General features: G+C 62.4%; 14 protein-coding genes. 3 read left to right on the top strand and 11 right to left on the bottom strand.

Annotated features, from left to right (window positions below; all coding sequences use genetic code 11):
• Positions 1 to 175: 175 nt before the first annotated feature.
• The 3 genes from HF949_RS08000 to HF949_RS07990 all read right to left on the bottom strand — a co-directional run bounded on the left by HF949_RS08000 (position 176) and on the right by HF949_RS07990 (position 3,851).
• Positions 176 to 1,231: a substrate-binding domain-containing protein gene (locus HF949_RS08000; RefSeq protein ID WP_292899697.1), complete on the bottom strand. Its 1,056-nt coding sequence runs from the start codon at positions 1,229 to 1,231 to the stop codon at positions 176 to 178.
• Positions 1,232 to 1,268: 37 nt separating this feature from the next.
• Positions 1,269 to 2,258 carry an ABC transporter permease gene (locus tag HF949_RS07995; RefSeq protein ID WP_223022569.1) on the bottom strand — a complete coding sequence of 330 codons (990 nt, stop codon included), beginning with the start codon at positions 2,256 to 2,258 and terminating at the stop codon, positions 1,269 to 1,271.
• Positions 2,259 to 2,336: 78 nt separating this feature from the next.
• A complete protein-coding gene (locus tag HF949_RS07990; protein ID WP_292899695.1) occupies positions 2,337 to 3,851 on the bottom strand; it encodes a sugar ABC transporter ATP-binding protein in 1,515 nt (504 codons plus the stop codon).
• Positions 3,852 to 4,143: 292 nt separating this feature from the next.
• Between HF949_RS07990 and mtnK the strand changes: the two genes are divergently transcribed.
• Positions 4,144 to 5,409, top strand: a complete 1,266-nt coding sequence (gene mtnK / locus HF949_RS07985; RefSeq protein ID WP_292899693.1) for an S-methyl-5-thioribose kinase — start codon at positions 4,144 to 4,146, stop codon at positions 5,407 to 5,409.
• Complete coding sequence (gene mtnA / locus HF949_RS07980) at positions 5,406 to 6,515, top strand: S-methyl-5-thioribose-1-phosphate isomerase (RefSeq protein WP_292899691.1); 1,110 nt, start codon at positions 5,406 to 5,408, stop codon at positions 6,513 to 6,515. Before mtnK ends, mtnA begins: the two co-directional genes overlap by 4 nt.
• A gap of 128 nt (positions 6,516 to 6,643) precedes the next feature.
• Here mtnA and HF949_RS07975 read toward each other — a convergent pair whose 3' ends face one another.
• The 8 genes from HF949_RS07975 to HF949_RS07940 all read right to left on the bottom strand — a co-directional run bounded on the left by HF949_RS07975 (position 6,644) and on the right by HF949_RS07940 (position 14,989).
• A complete protein-coding gene (locus tag HF949_RS07975) occupies positions 6,644 to 7,411 on the bottom strand; it encodes an SDR family NAD(P)-dependent oxidoreductase (RefSeq protein WP_292899689.1) in 768 nt (255 codons plus the stop codon).
• Positions 7,412 to 7,494: 83 nt separating this feature from the next.
• The gene (locus tag HF949_RS07970) at positions 7,495 to 8,277 is read right to left on the bottom strand and encodes an SDR family NAD(P)-dependent oxidoreductase (RefSeq protein ID WP_292899687.1); all 783 of its coding nucleotides are present in this window, start codon (positions 8,275 to 8,277) and stop codon (positions 7,495 to 7,497) included.
• Positions 8,278 to 8,279: 2 nt separating this feature from the next.
• A complete protein-coding gene (locus tag HF949_RS07965) occupies positions 8,280 to 9,116 on the bottom strand; it encodes a purine-nucleoside phosphorylase (RefSeq protein WP_292899685.1) in 837 nt (278 codons plus the stop codon).
• A 23-nt stretch (positions 9,117 to 9,139) separates the two neighbouring features.
• A complete protein-coding gene (locus HF949_RS07960) occupies positions 9,140 to 10,459 on the bottom strand; it encodes an amidohydrolase family protein (RefSeq protein WP_292899683.1) in 1,320 nt (439 codons plus the stop codon).
• Positions 10,456 to 11,370 (bottom strand): ABC transporter permease, encoded by a 915-nt coding sequence (locus HF949_RS07955; RefSeq protein WP_292899681.1) that lies wholly within the window; start codon positions 11,368 to 11,370, stop codon positions 10,456 to 10,458. Before HF949_RS07955 ends, HF949_RS07960 begins: the two co-directional genes overlap by 4 nt.
• Positions 11,363 to 12,424 (bottom strand): ABC transporter permease, encoded by a 1,062-nt coding sequence (locus HF949_RS07950; protein WP_292899679.1) that lies wholly within the window; start codon positions 12,422 to 12,424, stop codon positions 11,363 to 11,365. Before HF949_RS07950 ends, HF949_RS07955 begins: the two co-directional genes overlap by 8 nt.
• The gene (locus HF949_RS07945; RefSeq protein WP_292899677.1) at positions 12,421 to 13,956 is read right to left on the bottom strand and encodes an ABC transporter ATP-binding protein; all 1,536 of its coding nucleotides are present in this window, start codon (positions 13,954 to 13,956) and stop codon (positions 12,421 to 12,423) included. Before HF949_RS07945 ends, HF949_RS07950 begins: the two co-directional genes overlap by 4 nt.
• A 22-nt stretch (positions 13,957 to 13,978) precedes the next feature.
• Positions 13,979 to 14,989, bottom strand: coding sequence for a BMP family ABC transporter substrate-binding protein (locus HF949_RS07940; RefSeq protein ID WP_292899675.1), 1,011 nt, complete (start codon positions 14,987 to 14,989; stop codon positions 13,979 to 13,981).
• Positions 14,990 to 15,204: 215 nt separating this feature from the next.
• Between HF949_RS07940 and HF949_RS07935 the strand changes: the two genes are divergently transcribed.
• Positions 15,205 to 15,573, top strand: a complete 369-nt coding sequence (locus HF949_RS07935; protein ID WP_292899674.1) for a cupin domain-containing protein — start codon at positions 15,205 to 15,207, stop codon at positions 15,571 to 15,573.
• The last annotated feature ends 39 nt before the right edge of the window (positions 15,574 to 15,612 follow it).

The following is a 15,612-nucleotide window of genomic DNA, read 5'->3' as shown; positions in this document are numbered from 1 at the left end:
CACTTCACCGCGAGCCACGTACCCCGTTCAAGCGCCCCCAATGTCCCTGCCCTTTCCCTCATCCTGAGCTTGTCGAAAGGCGAAGGGCCAAGGGAAAGGGCACGCACCATCATCTCCGCGCAAAACAAAAAGGGCGACCCGAAAGCCGCCCTCGTCGATCCATTCTAGCGCGGCCTCAGTCGCGCTCAGGCAGCGGCATCCAGTCCGGCACGGCCACATCGGCATGGGCAAACTGCGGCATCTTCGCCGAGAGATCGTCCATGTTCTTGATGTCACCGTCGTTCAGCGCCTGCTGGGTGATCAGCGTCGGCGGGACGATCACGCTCTTGCCCGGCTCTTCACCCGCCAGAAGCATGGCAAGCGCGCGCACCGAAACCTCGCCCACAACGGCGGGGTTGGTGGCAGCCGTCGCAACCCAGGCGCTGCCGGGCTCGCGCATGGCCGAAATGTCGGCCGTCGAAACGTCCGCCGAATAGATCTTGATGCTGTCGGAAAGGCCGGCCTCGTCCACAGCGATCTTCACGCCCTTGGCGAACTCGTCGTAGGGCGCGAACATGACCTGGATGTCCGGGTTCGCCGTCACCACCGAGCGCGCCTGATTGGCCACCGAATTGGCGATCGGATTGTCCAGCGTGCCGAACTGCGCCACTTCCTCGATGCCCGGATATTTTTCCTTGAACTCGCGCCAGGTCTCGTCGCGGCGGTCGAGCGGCGCAATGCCGGCCACATAGACATAGCCCGCCTTCCACTCCTCGCCATTGTCCTTGATCGCCTGTTCCAGCGCCAGCCGCGCCAGGTCCCGGTCGGACTGCTCGATCTGCGGGATCGCATCATTCTCGACATTCACGTCGAAAGCCACGACCTTGATGCCCGCATCGACGGCGCGCTGGGCCGCTTCCTTCATGGATTCGGTCAGGCCGTGCTGGATGATGATGCCGTCAACACCCAATGCAATCGCCTGATCCACCATGTCGGCCTGAAGGGCTGCGTCCTGCCGGCTGTCGAGCACGCGCAGGTTTACGCCCAGAGCCTCGGCCTGCTTCTCCACGCCCGAGAGATAGGCCTGGAAAAAGTCGCCGGTGGAAAGATAGCGCACCAGCGCGATTTCCACGTCGCCGGGGTTGTCGAATGGCGCGGGCTTGTCCTGTGCGCCGGCTCCAGCCGGCAGGAGCATGGTGGCGCCGGCGAGTGCCGCGGTCATCTTGCCCAGAAATCTGCGTGAAATGTTCATGTTCTTCTCCTCCACTGCCTGTTGCTCTTGTTCCGCGCTATCGGGCGTTCCTCCCCAGAAGCGCAAAGGTAAAGATCAGCGCGATGACGAGCACCGCCCCCTTGACGAAATCCTGCGTATAATAAGGCACGTTCATCATGGTGAGCCCCTGCAAAAGCACGCCCACGAAAAGCGCACCGATGGCCGTGCCGAATGCGTTCGGCTTGGCAGCCCCCAGCACCGCAAAACCGATGAGTGCCGCCGCTACCGCATCCAGAAGCAGATTGTTGCCCGAGGCGATGTCGCCGCGCCCCAGGCGCGCCGCCAGAAGAATGCCGCCGATGGAAGCGAACACGCCCGAGATCACATAGGCCCAGATGCGATAGGCCTTGACCGGCGCACCCGCAAATTCCGCAGCCCGCGCATTGGACCCCACCGCATACATCATGCGGCCAAACCGCGTGTATTCGAGGAAGAACCAGATCAGGATGGCAAGCACGATCAGCACCACCACCGAGGCCGGGACGAGGTTTTCTATGAAGAGATCGAACCGATGCCGCCCGAGCGCCAGAAAGGCCTGGCTGAACGTGCCTTCAGCCGTCGAGCCGTCGGGCAATGTCATGCCGGTGGCGATGGAGCGCCCTTCGGTCGGGATGCGCTGCAGGCCGATCAGAAGAAACATCATGCCGAGCGTGGCCAGAAGATCGGGCACGCGCATGTAGCAGATGATTAAACCGTTGATCAGCCCGACCAGCGCGCCGATGGCAAGGCACACTAGAACCGCCACAAGCGCATTCTGCTCCAGCACCACCATCACATAGGCCGCCGCCATCATGGAGCTTGTGGCAATCGAGCCGATGGAAAGGTCGAAGCCCCCCACCACCAGCGTCGCCGTCACGCCGAGCGCCAGAATGCCGGTGATGGACACCGATTGCAGGATGAAGACCGCCGCCTGCGGCGAGGTGAAGCCGCGCGTGGCCAGCGAGAAGAAGATGATAAGCCCCACAAGCAGGCTTAGAAAGCCATAGCGGATGGCCAGCTCGCGCATTGAAAGCCCGTCTTTTGGCCGCGCATCTGCCTTGGCTTCCACTGCGCTCTCCTGTGCCGTCTGGCTGTCCATTCTCACTCAGCTCCCTGTTACTTCCAAACGCTGTCCGGCAACCTCCGCCAGAAGCCGGTCCATATCCACATCGGCATTACGGTGTTCGCCCACAATCGTGTTTTCCGACATGACGAGAATGCGGTCTGCCGTCTCCAGCGCCTCATCCAGTTCGGTCAGAAAAATCAACGTCGCGCGGTCGGCAGCACTTTCGCGCAGCTTGGCCGCAATGTCATGGCGGGCGGCAATGTCGACACCCTGAAACGGCTCGTCGAGGATCAGCAAGCGCGAAGGCTGCGTCAGCCAGCGCGCCACCGTCACCTTTTGCTGATTGCCGCCTGAAAGCGTTGCCAGATCGTCGCGCTCGGAGCGGCAGACGATCTTCAGATCCGTAATCTGGTCACGCGCCGTCTGGCGCTCGCTGCGCCGCCGCATCACGCCCGCATTGGCGAAACGCGGCAGAAAGGGCAGGCTCATATTCTCATAGATGTTGAATTCCGGCACGATGCCCGTGGAGGCGCGGTCCTTGGCGACGAGGAAAACGCCATCCCGGATCGCGCGCTGCGGCGTCTTTGGCGCATAGGGCCTGCCGTCCAGCTCCATCGTGCCCGACAGAGGCGCATGAATACCAAAAAGGGTCTCTGCTAGCTGCGTCTTGCCCACGCCCACAAGGCCCGTCACCGCCACGATCTCGCCCGCACCCAGTTCAAGCGAGATCGGCTTGGCACCCTGTGCGATCCTCAAATCACGCGCCGAAAAGACCGGCGTCCCCGCCGCACGCACATCAATGCTGTGGCGGCCGAGATTCTGCCCCAGCATGGCATTGACCGCGCCTTCATAATCAAGCGGCTTGTCTTCGAACTGGCCGACAATCGCGCCGTCGCGCAGGCTCACAATCCGGTCGGCCAGACGGCGGATATCCGACATGCGGTGCGAAATATAGAGAATGGCAACGCCACGCGCCTTCAGCCGGTCGATCAGCGCGAAAAGCCGTTCGGCCTCATTGCTGGAAAGCGAAGAGGTGGGTTCATCAAGGATCATCACCTGCGGCTCATGCGACATGGCGCGCGCAATCGCCACCATCTGCCGGTCGGCGAGCGAAAGGTCGGTCACTTCCGCGCCAAGATCGATCCCCAGCCCCATGCGATCGGCCACGTCGCGCGCCTCACGCCGCACCTTTCTCGGATTGAAGAAAAAACCGCTGCCAGAACCGTTCAACCGGTCGAGCACAAGATTGCTCGCGACGTCGAGCGCGCCAACGACACCGTCATTGATGTTCTGGTGAACCGTCACCACGCCGGCCCGCATCGCTTCGGCGGGGGTGGCAGGGGAGAAGGGCTTGTCGCCCAGCATCATCACGCCGCGATCGGCGCGGTGAACGCCGCTCATGATCTTGACGAGAGTCGATTTACCGGCGCCATTGGCGCCCATCAGAACCGTGACCTCGCCAGCGCGCAGATCGAGACCGACACCGCGCAGAACGGCATTCGGTCCAAAGGCCTTGGTCAGGCCGGCAATTCGAAAAACGGCAGTGTCGCCCATAATCTCCTCCCAATGTGACGCTAGCAGGTAACAAGCATTTGTCAACACGATTGACAAATGACAGAGCCTTGGTAGCGTGGCATCAGAATTGACGGGAGGAAAGTATGGTGCCCCCGTTCTCGGCCTGTGCCATTCGCGCGCGCCTTTTCTGCAGGATCGGGGTGTGGGATGAACAGGCTGGCCTCGTGCTTCTTCTCCCTTCGAAAGGGAAAATTTGTGCGGGAACACGGGCAACAATAGGACGCGAACCATACGCCTCTTGCTCAGGCGAGAATGGGAGGAGACAGAAGAGATGAAAGAAAACGCCTTCGAGGCTCTGACGGTTGAAAGTCTGCCGCATCGCCTTGGCAGCATCCCCGAGATTGCGAACCGTCTCGGCGGCGCACCCACAGGCTGGAAGGTCCGCGAAGTCGGCGACGGCAATCTCAATCTCGTCTTCATCGTGGAAGGTGAGGCGCAAACGCTTATCATCAAGCAGGCGCTGCCCTATGTGCGGCTCGTCGGCGACAGCTGGCCGCTTCCCCTGAAGCGCTCCTTCTTCGAATATCACGCGCTGACCCGCCAGGAAAAACGCGCGCCGGGCACCGTGCCTGCTGTCTATTACTTCGATGAGGCGCAGGCCCTCATCGCCATGGAGTTCCTGTCTCCACACATCATTCTTCGCCGCGCCCTCATCGAGGGGCAGGAACTGCCGAAGATCGGCAGGGACCTCGGCCTCTTCATGGCCCGCACCCTCTTCCGCGGGTCCGACCTTTCCATTAAAGCGGCGGACCGCAAGGCGGATCTCGCGCTCTTTGCAGACAATGTCGACCTCTGTGACATCACGGAAAATCTCGTCTTTTCTGATCCTTACTTTGAAGCGCCGATGAACCGGCACACGCCCGGTCTCGACGCACTGGTGAAGGAACTGCGTTCAGACCGCGATCTGAAGGTCGCCGCCCAGCGCATGAAGCACCTTTTTGCCTCAAAAGCCGAGACCATGGTGCATGGCGATCTGCATTCGGGCTCCGTCATGGTCACGAAGGACGATACCCGCGTCATCGATCCGGAATTTGCCTTCTACGGACCCATGGCCTTCGATGTCGGCATGCTCATCGCCAATTACTGGATGGCCTATTTCTCCCAGCGCGGGCATGAGGAAAACGGCAGCCGCGCCTCCATGCGCGCCTATCTTCTGGGCGTCATCTCCGAGACCTGGACCACCTTCCGCGACGAGTTCGCCCATCTGTGGCGCACCGAGCGCAGCGGCATGCTCTATCAGGCATCGCTCTATGAAGACGAGGGTGATGCACTTGGCTCCGAACAGGCGCTCAACCACGTGATCCACGATCTGTGGACCGACATGCTTGGCTTTGCCGGCATCGAGATGCACCGCCGCATTCTGGGCCTTGCCCACAATGCCGATTTCGAGGACATCGCCGATGAGAGCCTTCGCGCTGCCTGCGAGGCACCGGCGCTGAAGTTCGGTCGCCATATCGTCGTCAACCGCAATCACATTCAATCGCTGGCCGAACTTGACCGGCTGGCCGAAGCACTTGATCAGGGGAAACTGTCATGAAGGTTGGAGACAAGCACTACCGCACCATCTGGGTGAACGAGGATGGCTGGTCTGTCGATCTCATCGACCAGCGCTGGCTGCCGCACGAGTTGCGCATCGAGAACGTGCGCACCGTCGACGGCATTGCCACGGCCATTCGCGACATGTGGGTGCGCGGCGCGCCGCTGATCGGCGTCACCGCCGCCTATGGCGTTGCCATGCGCATGCGCGAGGATGCTTCTGATGCCGCACTTGATGCGGTGTGGGAACAGCTCCACGAGACGCGCCCCACCGCGATCAATCTGCGCTGGGCGCTGGATGAAATGCGCGGTTTCCTGCGCGACATTCCCGAGGCCGACCGCGCCGAGGCTGCCTACAGGCGCGCCGCCGAGATCGCCGACGAGGATGTGGAATTGAACCGCAGCATCGGCCGGAACGGTCTCGAAATCATTCGCCAGATCGCCGCGCGCAAGAAGCCCGGCGAACCGGTCAACATTCTCACCCACTGCAATGCCGGCTGGCTGGCCACCGTCGATTTCGGCACCGCCACCTCGCCCATCTACCACGCGGTGGAAGAAGGCATTGCCGTTCATGTCTATGTGGACGAAACCCGTCCGCGCAACCAGGGCGCCCAGCTCACCGCCTGGGAAATGGCCGGCCATGGCGTACCGCACACGCTGGTGGTCGACAATGCCGGCGGGCATCTCATGCAGCACGGCATGGTGGACATGGTGATCGTCGGCACCGACCGCACCACTGCCGATGGCGATGTCTGCAACAAGATCGGCACCTATCTGAAGGCGCTGGCGGCAAAGGACAACAATGTCCCCTTCTATGTCGCGCTGCCCTCGCCCACCATCGACTGGACGGTGCATGACGGCGTGAAGGAGATTCCCATCGAGGAACGTTCGGGCGACGAGGTCTCGCTCGTCTGGGGCAAGGACGAAGACGGTAAGGTTCGGCAGGTGCGGATTTCGCCCGAGGCATCGCCTGCCGGAAATCCCGCCTTCGACGTGACGCCGGCGCGGCTTGTCACCGGCCTCATCACCGAGCGCGGCATCGCCGATGCCTCACCCGAAGGGCTCGCCAAACTCTTCCCCGACCGGGCAAAATCGAACGCTGCGTGAATTTCAGAAAACGATTCAGAAATCCAGGAAAATCACCTGATTCTGAATCGTTTTCGGGAACTTTCGGGCATTTTCCGGAAAACTGGAAACCGCCGCTTTGGCACTAACCAAAGCGGCGGTTTTTTACATCAATAAGGCGTGTCGCCACCATCGATGGTGATGGACTGTCCGCGGATGATCGTTGCCGCATCGGACAACAGGAAAACAATCACACGCCCCACCTCGACCGGCTGGATGTGACGGCCAAGCTGTGCGGGAACCATCTGCTTCATCATCTCTTCCGACTTCGCCGCATCGCCGCCGACGATGAAGTCCGCCACCGTCTTCAGCATGTCGGTTGCCACACCGCCCGGGCACACGGCATTGACGTTGATGCCGCGCGCCGCCCATTCGAGCGAGAGCGAACGGGTCAGGTTGATCACCGCTGCCTTGGAGGCGTTGTAGCCGGCCATGTTGGGATAGCCGACCTTGCCGGCGTTCGAGGCTATGTTGACGATCGCACCGCCCTTTTCCATCTGACGCGCTGCGGCCTGCGAGGCGAGCAGAACGCCCTTCACATTGACCGCCATTTCGAGATCGACGTCGTCTCCGGTGAGCTTGTCAGCGGGCCCGAGCCGCACGACGCCGGCATTGTTGACCAGCCCGTCGAGCCTGCCCATGCGGGCCACCACCTCGGCGAATGCGGCCTCCATGCTGGCGCTGTCGGTCACGTCGCTTGCAGCCGCCATGACATTGGGTTCGCCGCCCAGATCCTTGAGTGCCGCTTCGAGTTTTGGCCCCGGCAGATCGAGCAGCGCCACGCGCCCGCCCGCCTCGATGATTGCCTGAGCGATGCCCCGTCCAATGCCGCCGGCTGCCCCGGTCACCGCAATGACCTTGCCTTCAAGTGTTTTCATTCCAAGCCCCTGTCATTCTTCGGACCAAACCTCACAGGCTGAGTCCGATTCTTGTTGTAATTGTCTGTTCCAGTTTGGTTTTCTTACCAGGTCGAGCGGGCGCTGACGCCGCCATCCACCGTGATGTTCGTTCCGCTTACCCAGCGCGAAGCTTCCGAGAGAAGGAAGAGCGCGGCGTCGCCGATATCCTCCGGCTGGCCGAGCCGGCCAAGCGGTGCCGCCTCCTTCCAGCGGTTAACCCCTTCGGGCCACCCTTCCTCGATGCCGTCGCGGTGGATCAGGCCGGGCGAGACGGAATTGACGCGAATGCCAAGCCCGCCAAGCTCCAATGCTGCCGCCTTGGTGAACATCAAGAGCGCTGCCTTGGAGGCCGCATAATGGGCATGGCCGGGGGCCGGCTGATGCCCTTCGATGGAAGCAATGTTGACGATCGCACCACCGCCACCGCGCGCCTCGACATGGTCGGCGAAAGCGCGTGTCAGAAGAAACGGAGCACCCGTGTTGATCGCCATCATCTGCGCCCAGCCGGCCTCGTCGATCTCCCGCAAAGCCTCGACGGGCTGGAAGCCGGCATTGTTGACCACGCCGTGAACAGCTCCGAATTTTTCGAGCGCCGCTTGCATGAGAGAAACCGCTTCGGCTTCCTTCGAAAGCTCACCGCCGGCAGCAAAAGCCCGCTCGCCCAGTTCTCCGGCAAGCGCCTCGGCGGCGCCTTTGTTGCCATTGTAGTGGCACACCACATTTGCGCCGGCCTCGTGCAGCCGCCGTGCGATGCCGCCGCCAATACCGCCGCTCGCGCCAGTGACGATGATCGTGCGACCGGTGAGATCAAGCAATGATGCGACGGGTGGGATGGTTGCAGCCATGATCAGGCTCCTTTCAGATTGGGCAGAAGCGCGGCCAGGATCGCCTCGATTTTGCGCCCGGCAATCTCGGCATTGGCGAACACCTCTTCGATCGTGTCGGGCTGCTGGTCGGGACCGCCGGTCGCCTTGTTGGTGATGGCCGAAAGCCCGATGACGGGCAGCGATGCGTGGCCGGCGGCAATCACCTCGGTCACCGTTGACATACCGACCGCATCCGAACCCGAAGCGCGGTAATAGCGGCGTTCCGCCGACGTTTCGAGGGACGGTCCCAGAACGCCCGCATAGATGCCCTGCTGGACGGCAATGCCAGCCGCATCCGCCGCTTTGCGCGTGAGCTCGAGCAGGTCTGGATCATAGGCGCGCGACATGTCGGGAAAGCGCAGACCGATCTCATCGTCATTGGGCCCGACCAGCGGGTTCAGCCCCGTGAAATTCATGTGATCCTCGATGAGCATCACGTCTCCGGGATCGTAATCGGGATTGAGCGAGCCGGCGGCATTGGTGACGATGAGCGTTTCGGCACCGAGGCGCTTGAGCAGATAGACGGCAAGAGCGATGTCGCGCGGCGACCAGCCTTCATAAAGATGCAGCCGGCCCTGCATCATGATCACGCGCTGGCCCTCCAGGTTGCCGATCACGAAAGCGCCCTTGTGGCCGGGTGCGGTTGAGACCGGAAAGCCCTCGACCTCTCCGTAAGGGATCGTGACGGCATCCTCCACCCGGTCGGCAAGCTGGCCGAGCCCCGAACCCAGCATGATGGCGATGGGTGCTGGCGCACCTGCCCGCTTGGCGATGGATGCATGGGCGCGCTCAAGACGCGCGAGTTGGCTTTCGCTCATTTCATTCTCCCAGGGTTTTTCTGTCAGGTCACGGTGGCGGCGATGCGCGGCGCGAGCTCTGCCACTGCGTCCAGCGTGTCGTCGATCGAGTGACGGGTGAGCACGCCATCGCGCACCACCTGCTCGCCACCGACGAACACATGGCGCACGTCGGATCTGGCGGTGGAATAGACGAGATGGGTGACGGGATCGAACATCGGCACCGCATGCGGGCGCTTCACATCGATCAGGATCATGTCGGCGAGCTTGCCTTTTTCGAGACTGCCCAGCCTGTCGGCCGCGCCCAGCGCCCGCGCGCCGGAGCGTGTCGCCATGGCCAGCGCCTGATGGGTGGAGACGGCATCGGCCCGCTGGCTCGCGCCCTTGTGCAGCGTGGCCGCCAGCCGCAGCGCCATCCACATGTCGAGATCATTGCCGCTGATCGCGCCATCGGTGCCAAGTGCGACATGGACACCGGCGGCCAGCATGTCGGGAATGCGGGCAATGCCGGAGGCGAGCTTCAGGTTCGACATCGGGTTGTGGGAGACGGTCGTGCCCGTGCGCGCCAGAATGGCGATTTCCTCATCGTCCAGATGGACGCAATGGGCGAGCGTCACGCGCTCGTCCAGCAGATCCAGATAGTCGAGATGGCGGATGACGGAACTGCCATAGCGCCCTTCCACATCAGCCTGTTCGGCCTTGGTTTCCGCCGCATGCGTGCTGAAGAGACCGCCATACCGCTCGGCGATTTCCTTTGCCGTCTTCAGGTTTTCGGGCCCCACCGTATAGGCTCCGTGGGGCATGGTTGCCGGGAAGACATCGTCTGCGCCCGCAAACTCTTCAAAGAAGGCCTCGGCGCTGGCAATGCGGTCATCGAGCGTCGCGCCGTCCACACCCGGCCCATCGAAGAAGATGCCTCCCGTCGACACCCGCATGCCCACTTCGCGCGCAGCGCGAACCGTCTCCACCGGATACCAGAACATGTCCATCGTGCTGGTGACACCGGACAGAAGCAGTTCGGAAAAGCCCAGAAGACTGCCGAGATGCGAGGTTTGCGGGTTGAGGATCGCGCCTTCGGCGGTCCACACCTTCTTAAGCCACGGTTCCAGCGGCAGGTCCTCCACCAGACCGCGAAACAGGCTGTCGGCGGCATGGCAATGGCTGTTGATCAGCCCCGGCATCAGGATGTGCCCGCTGCCATCAATGACGTTGCGGGCATTCCCCGCGGCCTGTTCGAGCGCTGCGCTCTCACCGATCTGCGTGATGCGGCCATTTGAGACCGCAACGCCGCCATCCCGGATCACCGTCTGCTTTTCATCGCAGGTCACGACAATGGCGTTTTTGACAACCAGATCGACGATCATGAAGCATCTCCTTTTGCGCGTCTTGCCCGCCACCATGACAGGGCAACCAGCACGATAAGGGTCGCCAGATACGGCATCATGTCGGTGAACTGCTGGGCAAGCCCAAGACCCTGCACGCGGAAGGACAGGCTGTCGACGGCACCGAACAGAAGCGCGATGAAGAAGAGCGGCCACGGGCGGCCACGCGTCAAGAGCACAGCGACAACGGCGATCCAGCCGCGCCCGGCGCTCATGTTTTCAACGAATAGATTGACATTGGCGATGGAAAGCTGCGCCCCACCCAGACCGCAGAGCGCGCCGCAGGCGACGAGCGCAAGAAGCTGGACACGCTTTGGACTGACACCGCCCGCCCGAAGCGCCTGGGGGTTTTCACCCGCCGCGCGAATGCGCAGGCCAAGGCGGTGACGAGCGAGAAACACATGCAGGAACGGAACGCTGAGAAGCGCCAGGTAAAAAGGCAGCGACTGGCCGCTCAGGATCGGGCCGAGAAGCGGTACGTCTTCGATGAAAGGCAGGCGGATGGGCGAAAAGCCGGCAATCGCCGGATCGCTGAAGGCACCCGTGACATCGAAAATGGCGCGCAGGAAGAAGGTCGTGAGACCCGCTGCCAGAAGGTTGATGGCGATGGAGACGACGATGGAATCGCCGCCGCGCCGCACATTGAACTCCGCAAAGACAAGCCCGAGCGCCATGCCGGCCACCATGGCCGTCAACGCGCCGATATAGGGCGTGCCGGAGAAATAGGCCCCCAACACCGCCGCGAAAGCGCCCACGAGCAGAAAGCCTTCCAGCGCGATGTTGAAGACACCGGCCCGCTCGCACAGCGCGCCACCAAGGGCGGCCAGAAGGATGGGCGTGACAAAGCGCGGAATGGAGGCGGCGAAGGATGGATCGGCGATCAGCTCAAACATGGCCGTCTCCATCGTTCCTCGATGCTGTCAGAGCGCCGGAAACACGGCTTGCGACAAAGAGGATGATGACCGCCTGAACGACAAGCGCGATCTCCTTGGGGACGCCGGCCGCCCGCTCCATGCCGGCCGCCCCCGTCTGGACGGCAGCAAAGAAGAAGCCGGAAATCGGCACCGCCCAGGGCACCATGCCGACCAGAAGCACCGCGATGATGCCGGTCCACGCATAGAGCGGCTGCACCAGCATGCCGTCGATATAGCGGTGGTGAATGCCGAACACGGCGATTGCGCCAACCATGCCGGCAATGGCACCGCTGAGCGCCAGCGTCTGGAGCGTGAGCCGGCGCACCGGCAGGCCGACCGTGCGGGCGAACTCGGGCGAAAGCCCGTTGAGCCGCGTTTGATAGCCGTGGACTGTCCAGTAGCTGTAGATCAGCGCAAAGGCAGCCGCCACCGCCGTGAAGAGGATGCCGATGTCGAGCCGGGTTCCCGGAAAATAGGCAAACCAGGTTTCCTGCGGCACGAGATGCGACTGCACCATGCCCGACTGCACGTCGCGATAAGGGTGCGCCACCAGATAGGAAGCAATATAGCGGATCGGATAATTAAGGAGAAGCGAACCGACAAGCAGCGGCACGCCCATGAAGAGCTGGAGCACACCGGCAAGCAGCGCCCACAAGGCACCGGCCAGCATGGCAGCGAGGATCGCCACGACCAGCACAAGCAGCGGTGGCCCCGGCATGAGCACGGCAACGAGGGCTGCGACCAGCCCGCCGGCGACAAGCTGCCCCTCGCCGCCAATGTTGAACAGGCCGGCGCGAAAGCTCAGCATGACCGAAAGCGCCATGCCGACAATCAGCGCCGAGCGGCTGAGCGTCGCCATAAGATAGGCGTTTCTGCGCCCTCCAAACGCGCCGTTCCAGAAGCCCGAAAGCGCCTCGCCCACCGGCGCGCCAACGAAAAGCAGCAGCGCCAGAATGATCGCGGCGATCCACAGGAAGGTGAAGAGCCATGGCAGCGCGCTGCGGGTGGCCTTGCCGGCATCGAAAGCCATCATGCAGCAGCTCCTAGCGAAGCCGCGCCCAGCGCATCGGCGGCACGTGAGGTCATCAGCGCGCCGACCCGTTCGCGACTGGCCTCGCCGCCATCCACCTCTCCGGCGATGGCGCCGTCATACATGACCAGAATACGGTCGGACAAAGCGATCACCTCGTCGAGCTCGGTGGAGACCAGAAGAATGGCGTGGCCCGCATCGCGCATGCGCATCAACTCGCCATGGATGAAATCGATGGCACCGATATCGACGCCCCAAGTGGGGTTTTCGGCGATCACCAGCGGCGTGTTGCGCGAAAGTTCGCGCCCGACCACGAGCTTCTGCTTGTTGCCGCCCGACATGGTGGAGGCGGAAGCGCGCGGACCGGCCACACGAATGCGGTAGCGCTCGATCAGGGAGCGCGCATACTGCGCCATGGCTCCGTGTTTCAGGAAGGGGCCGGCGGTGAAAGCACCCGCATCGTCGCGGCCCGCATTGGCGTTTTCACTGACGGAGGCACGAAGGGCGAGCCCCATGCGCTGCCGGTCTTCAGGGATGTAGCTCATGCCGCCCTGCCGGCGGGCCTCCACATCCAGTTTTTGTATCTCATTGCCGCACAGGGTGATGGAGCCGGAACGCGCCGGCTCAAGCCCTGTCAGCGCGCGGATGAGCTCAGCCTGGCCATTGCCGCTGACGCCGGCAATGCCAACGATCTCGCCTGCCCGCAGGTCGAAGGAAACGGGGCCGACATCGCGGCCCCGCCGCGCGACGGTGAGGTGATCGACGGCAAGCACCGTTTTGCCGGGCGAATGGGCCTTCCGGGTTCTGGCCGCCGGCAGATCGCCGCCGACAATGCCGCGCGCGATCTCGTCCTTCGAGGTTTCGGCAAGTGGTGAGGAGGCGACAAGACGCCCTGCCCGCATCACGCTCACCCGGTCGGCAATCTCCATCACCTCATCGAGCTTGTGGGTGATCAAGACAATCGCCTTGCCCGCCTCGCGGAAGCTCTTGAGCGTAGCGAAAAGCCGGTCCTTCTCCTGCGGGGTGAGCACGGCGGTCGGCTCGTCGAGGATCAGCACCTCGGCCTCGCGGTAGAGCACTTTGAGGATTTCCACCGCCTGCCGCTCCCCGACGGAAAGGCGGCCGACACGCTGGTCGAGATCGAGGGCGACACCGTGGGTTTTCGCGATCTCATCGAGGCGCGACCGGGCGCGGGCGAAATCGACAAAGCCGAAGCGACCCACCGGCTCTGCGCACAAGACGATATTTTCCAGCACCGTCATCTCTTCCTGCAACATGAAGTGCTGATGCACCATGCCCAGCCCATGGGCGATGGCATCCTGCGGTGAGGCCCAGCGGCGCGCCTCACCATCCAGACTGATCGTGCCACTTTCCGGCGTAACCAGCCCGAAAAGAGCGTTCATCAGGGTGGATTTTCCGGCGCCGTTTTCGCCCAGAAGCGCGTGGATTTCGCCCGGCTTGATGCCGAGCGAAACACTGTCCACGGCCGTGACAGGGCCAAAGCGGACGGTGACGTCCTGCAGGTCGATGCGCATGATGCGTGCTGCTCTGGCGCGCTTATTTTGTGAACATCGGGTCTTCGAGCTTTAGCGAGCCATCCTCGATCTGCCCTGCGACCTCACGCATTTTCTCCGCGACCTCCGGATGATCGGCGATGAGGCAGCCGCTGTCGGCCAGTTCGTCTTCCTCGAGCGCGATGGTCGACACGCCGCCTTCCTTGAGGCCGAGCGCCATGGTGAGCTTCTTCTCGCCTTCAAGGATCGCGCCGATGGCCTGAACCATGGCGTTGTCGACGCGCTTCAGCGTGACATCGACCACGTGGCCGGGCGCATTGGGGCACTGGTTCACATCGACGGAATAGACCTGGAAATCCTTTTCCTTCGCAGCCTCGAAGACACCGAAATCACCGCCTGATGTGGCCGTAAAAATCTGGTCGGCGCCGGCAGCACTCATGGCCACAGCCTGCTCCTTGGCGCGCACCGGATCGGCAAACGGGTTTTCGCCACCCACCCAGCGAATGTCGACCGAGGCGTCGGCATTCACCGATTTGACGCCATCGGCATAGGCATCCGTGTAGCGATGCAGGAAGGGAATATCGAGCGCGCCGACAACGCCGACCTTATTGCTCTCGGTGAGCATGCCGGCAGCGACACCAACGAGATAGCTCGCCTCATATTCGCGGAAGACCGCGCAATGCACATTGTCGGGCCGGTCGTCGATGCACTGGTCGACAATGAGGAACTGCGTGTCGGGCGCGGTGGGCGCGACCTGCTTGACGATGTCGTTGAACTCGAAACCGAGGAGCACGACGATGTCCGCACCCTCGTTGACGGCGGCGTTGACGTTTTCAAGACGGTCGGCCGCCGTGCGGCTTTCATAGGTTTCCACCTCGGCGCCATACTGCTCGCCAGCCTGCTCAATGCCGGACTGGCCGAGCTTCAGGAAGGCGTTGACGCCGATCTGATCGGGAGACACGTAGACGAAGAATTTATCCGCTGCAGATGCAGGTACGGTGAATGCTGTCGTCGCCAGAAGCCCCACCGCCAACCAGTTTTTCAAACCCCTCATGCCACCACTCCCTGTTTGGTCTTTGGATCGCCGTGCGTCCATCCGGACGCACAAAGGACGATCTAGATAATTGCTGGAGCATCGGAATAATCCGAAAACCGGACGCCACTTTTCGGTCCGATGCTCCAGTTGAATGCATACTGACGCACAGACAGGCCTTTGACAATTGTCAAGCTGACTGATCATTGTGGAAGTTTGAGTGAACGAGGTTGGTCATGTCCCCTTCATGGTTTGTGAAAAATGCCGGTGAGGCGGAGTTCTGGACGGAGGAACGGTGCTTCATCACCGAGTTGATGAACACGCCCGTCTCGCCCGAAACCTCACTGGCGATCGCTCGAGTCGAGCCTGGTGTGACCACCCAGTTGCACAGTTTGACAGGCGTGTGCGAGCGCTATGTCGTGCGCAGGGGCGAGGGTGTTGTGGAGATCGACGGGGAGCGGCAGGCCCTGTCCGTTGGAGACCAGGCAATCATTCCGGCTGGTGCGGCGCAGCGCATCGTCAACACCGGAACAGAGGATCTGGAGTTCTATTGCGTCTGCACACCGCGCTTCACGCCAGAGACTTATGTGAATCTCGAAGACTGAAGGACAAAAAAAGGGCCGATCTTTCGACCGACCCAAAGA

It is taken from the genome of Nitratireductor sp. (assembly GCF_017794765.1).
Taxonomy (GTDB): Bacteria; Pseudomonadota; Alphaproteobacteria; order Rhizobiales; family Rhizobiaceae; genus Nitratireductor.
Note: the sequence above shows the minus strand (reverse complement) of the source record. Positions and strands in the feature narration are given on the sequence as shown.

Bases quoted from the DNA above. Each gene is read 5' to 3' on its own strand.
- HF949_RS07995 (WP_223022569.1), bottom strand. From the start codon at position 2,258: ATGCGCGAGCTGGCCATCCGCTATGGCTTTCTAAGCCTGCTTGTGGGG.
- HF949_RS07955 (WP_292899681.1), bottom strand. From the start codon at position 11,370: ATGTTTGAGCTGATCGCCGATCCATCCTTCGCCGCCTCCATTCCGCGC.
- HF949_RS07965 (WP_292899685.1), bottom strand. From the start codon at position 9,116: ATGAGCGAAAGCCAACTCGCGCGTCTTGAGCGCGCCCATGCATCCATC.
- HF949_RS08000 (WP_292899697.1), bottom strand. From the start codon at position 1,231: ATGAACATTTCACGCAGATTTCTGGGCAAGATGACCGCGGCACTCGCC.
- HF949_RS07950 (WP_292899679.1), bottom strand. From the start codon at position 12,424: ATGATGGCTTTCGATGCCGGCAAGGCCACCCGCAGCGCGCTGCCATGG.
- HF949_RS07960 (WP_292899683.1), bottom strand. From the start codon at position 10,459: ATGATCGTCGATCTGGTTGTCAAAAACGCCATTGTCGTGACCTGCGAT.
- HF949_RS07945 (WP_292899677.1), bottom strand. From the start codon at position 13,956: ATGCGCATCGACCTGCAGGACGTCACCGTCCGCTTTGGCCCTGTCACG.
- HF949_RS07970 (WP_292899687.1), bottom strand. From the start codon at position 8,277: ATGGCTGCAACCATCCCACCCGTCGCATCATTGCTTGATCTCACCGGT.
- mtnK (WP_292899693.1), top strand. From the start codon at position 4,144: ATGAAAGAAAACGCCTTCGAGGCTCTGACGGTTGAAAGTCTGCCGCAT.
- mtnA (WP_292899691.1), top strand. From the start codon at position 5,406: ATGAAGGTTGGAGACAAGCACTACCGCACCATCTGGGTGAACGAGGAT.
- HF949_RS07990 (WP_292899695.1), bottom strand. From the start codon at position 3,851: ATGGGCGACACTGCCGTTTTTCGAATTGCCGGCCTGACCAAGGCCTTT.
- HF949_RS07935 (WP_292899674.1), top strand. From the start codon at position 15,205: ATGTCCCCTTCATGGTTTGTGAAAAATGCCGGTGAGGCGGAGTTCTGG.
- HF949_RS07940 (WP_292899675.1), bottom strand. From the start codon at position 14,989: ATGAGGGGTTTGAAAAACTGGTTGGCGGTGGGGCTTCTGGCGACGACA.
- HF949_RS07975 (WP_292899689.1), bottom strand. From the start codon at position 7,411: ATGAAAACACTTGAAGGCAAGGTCATTGCGGTGACCGGGGCAGCCGGC.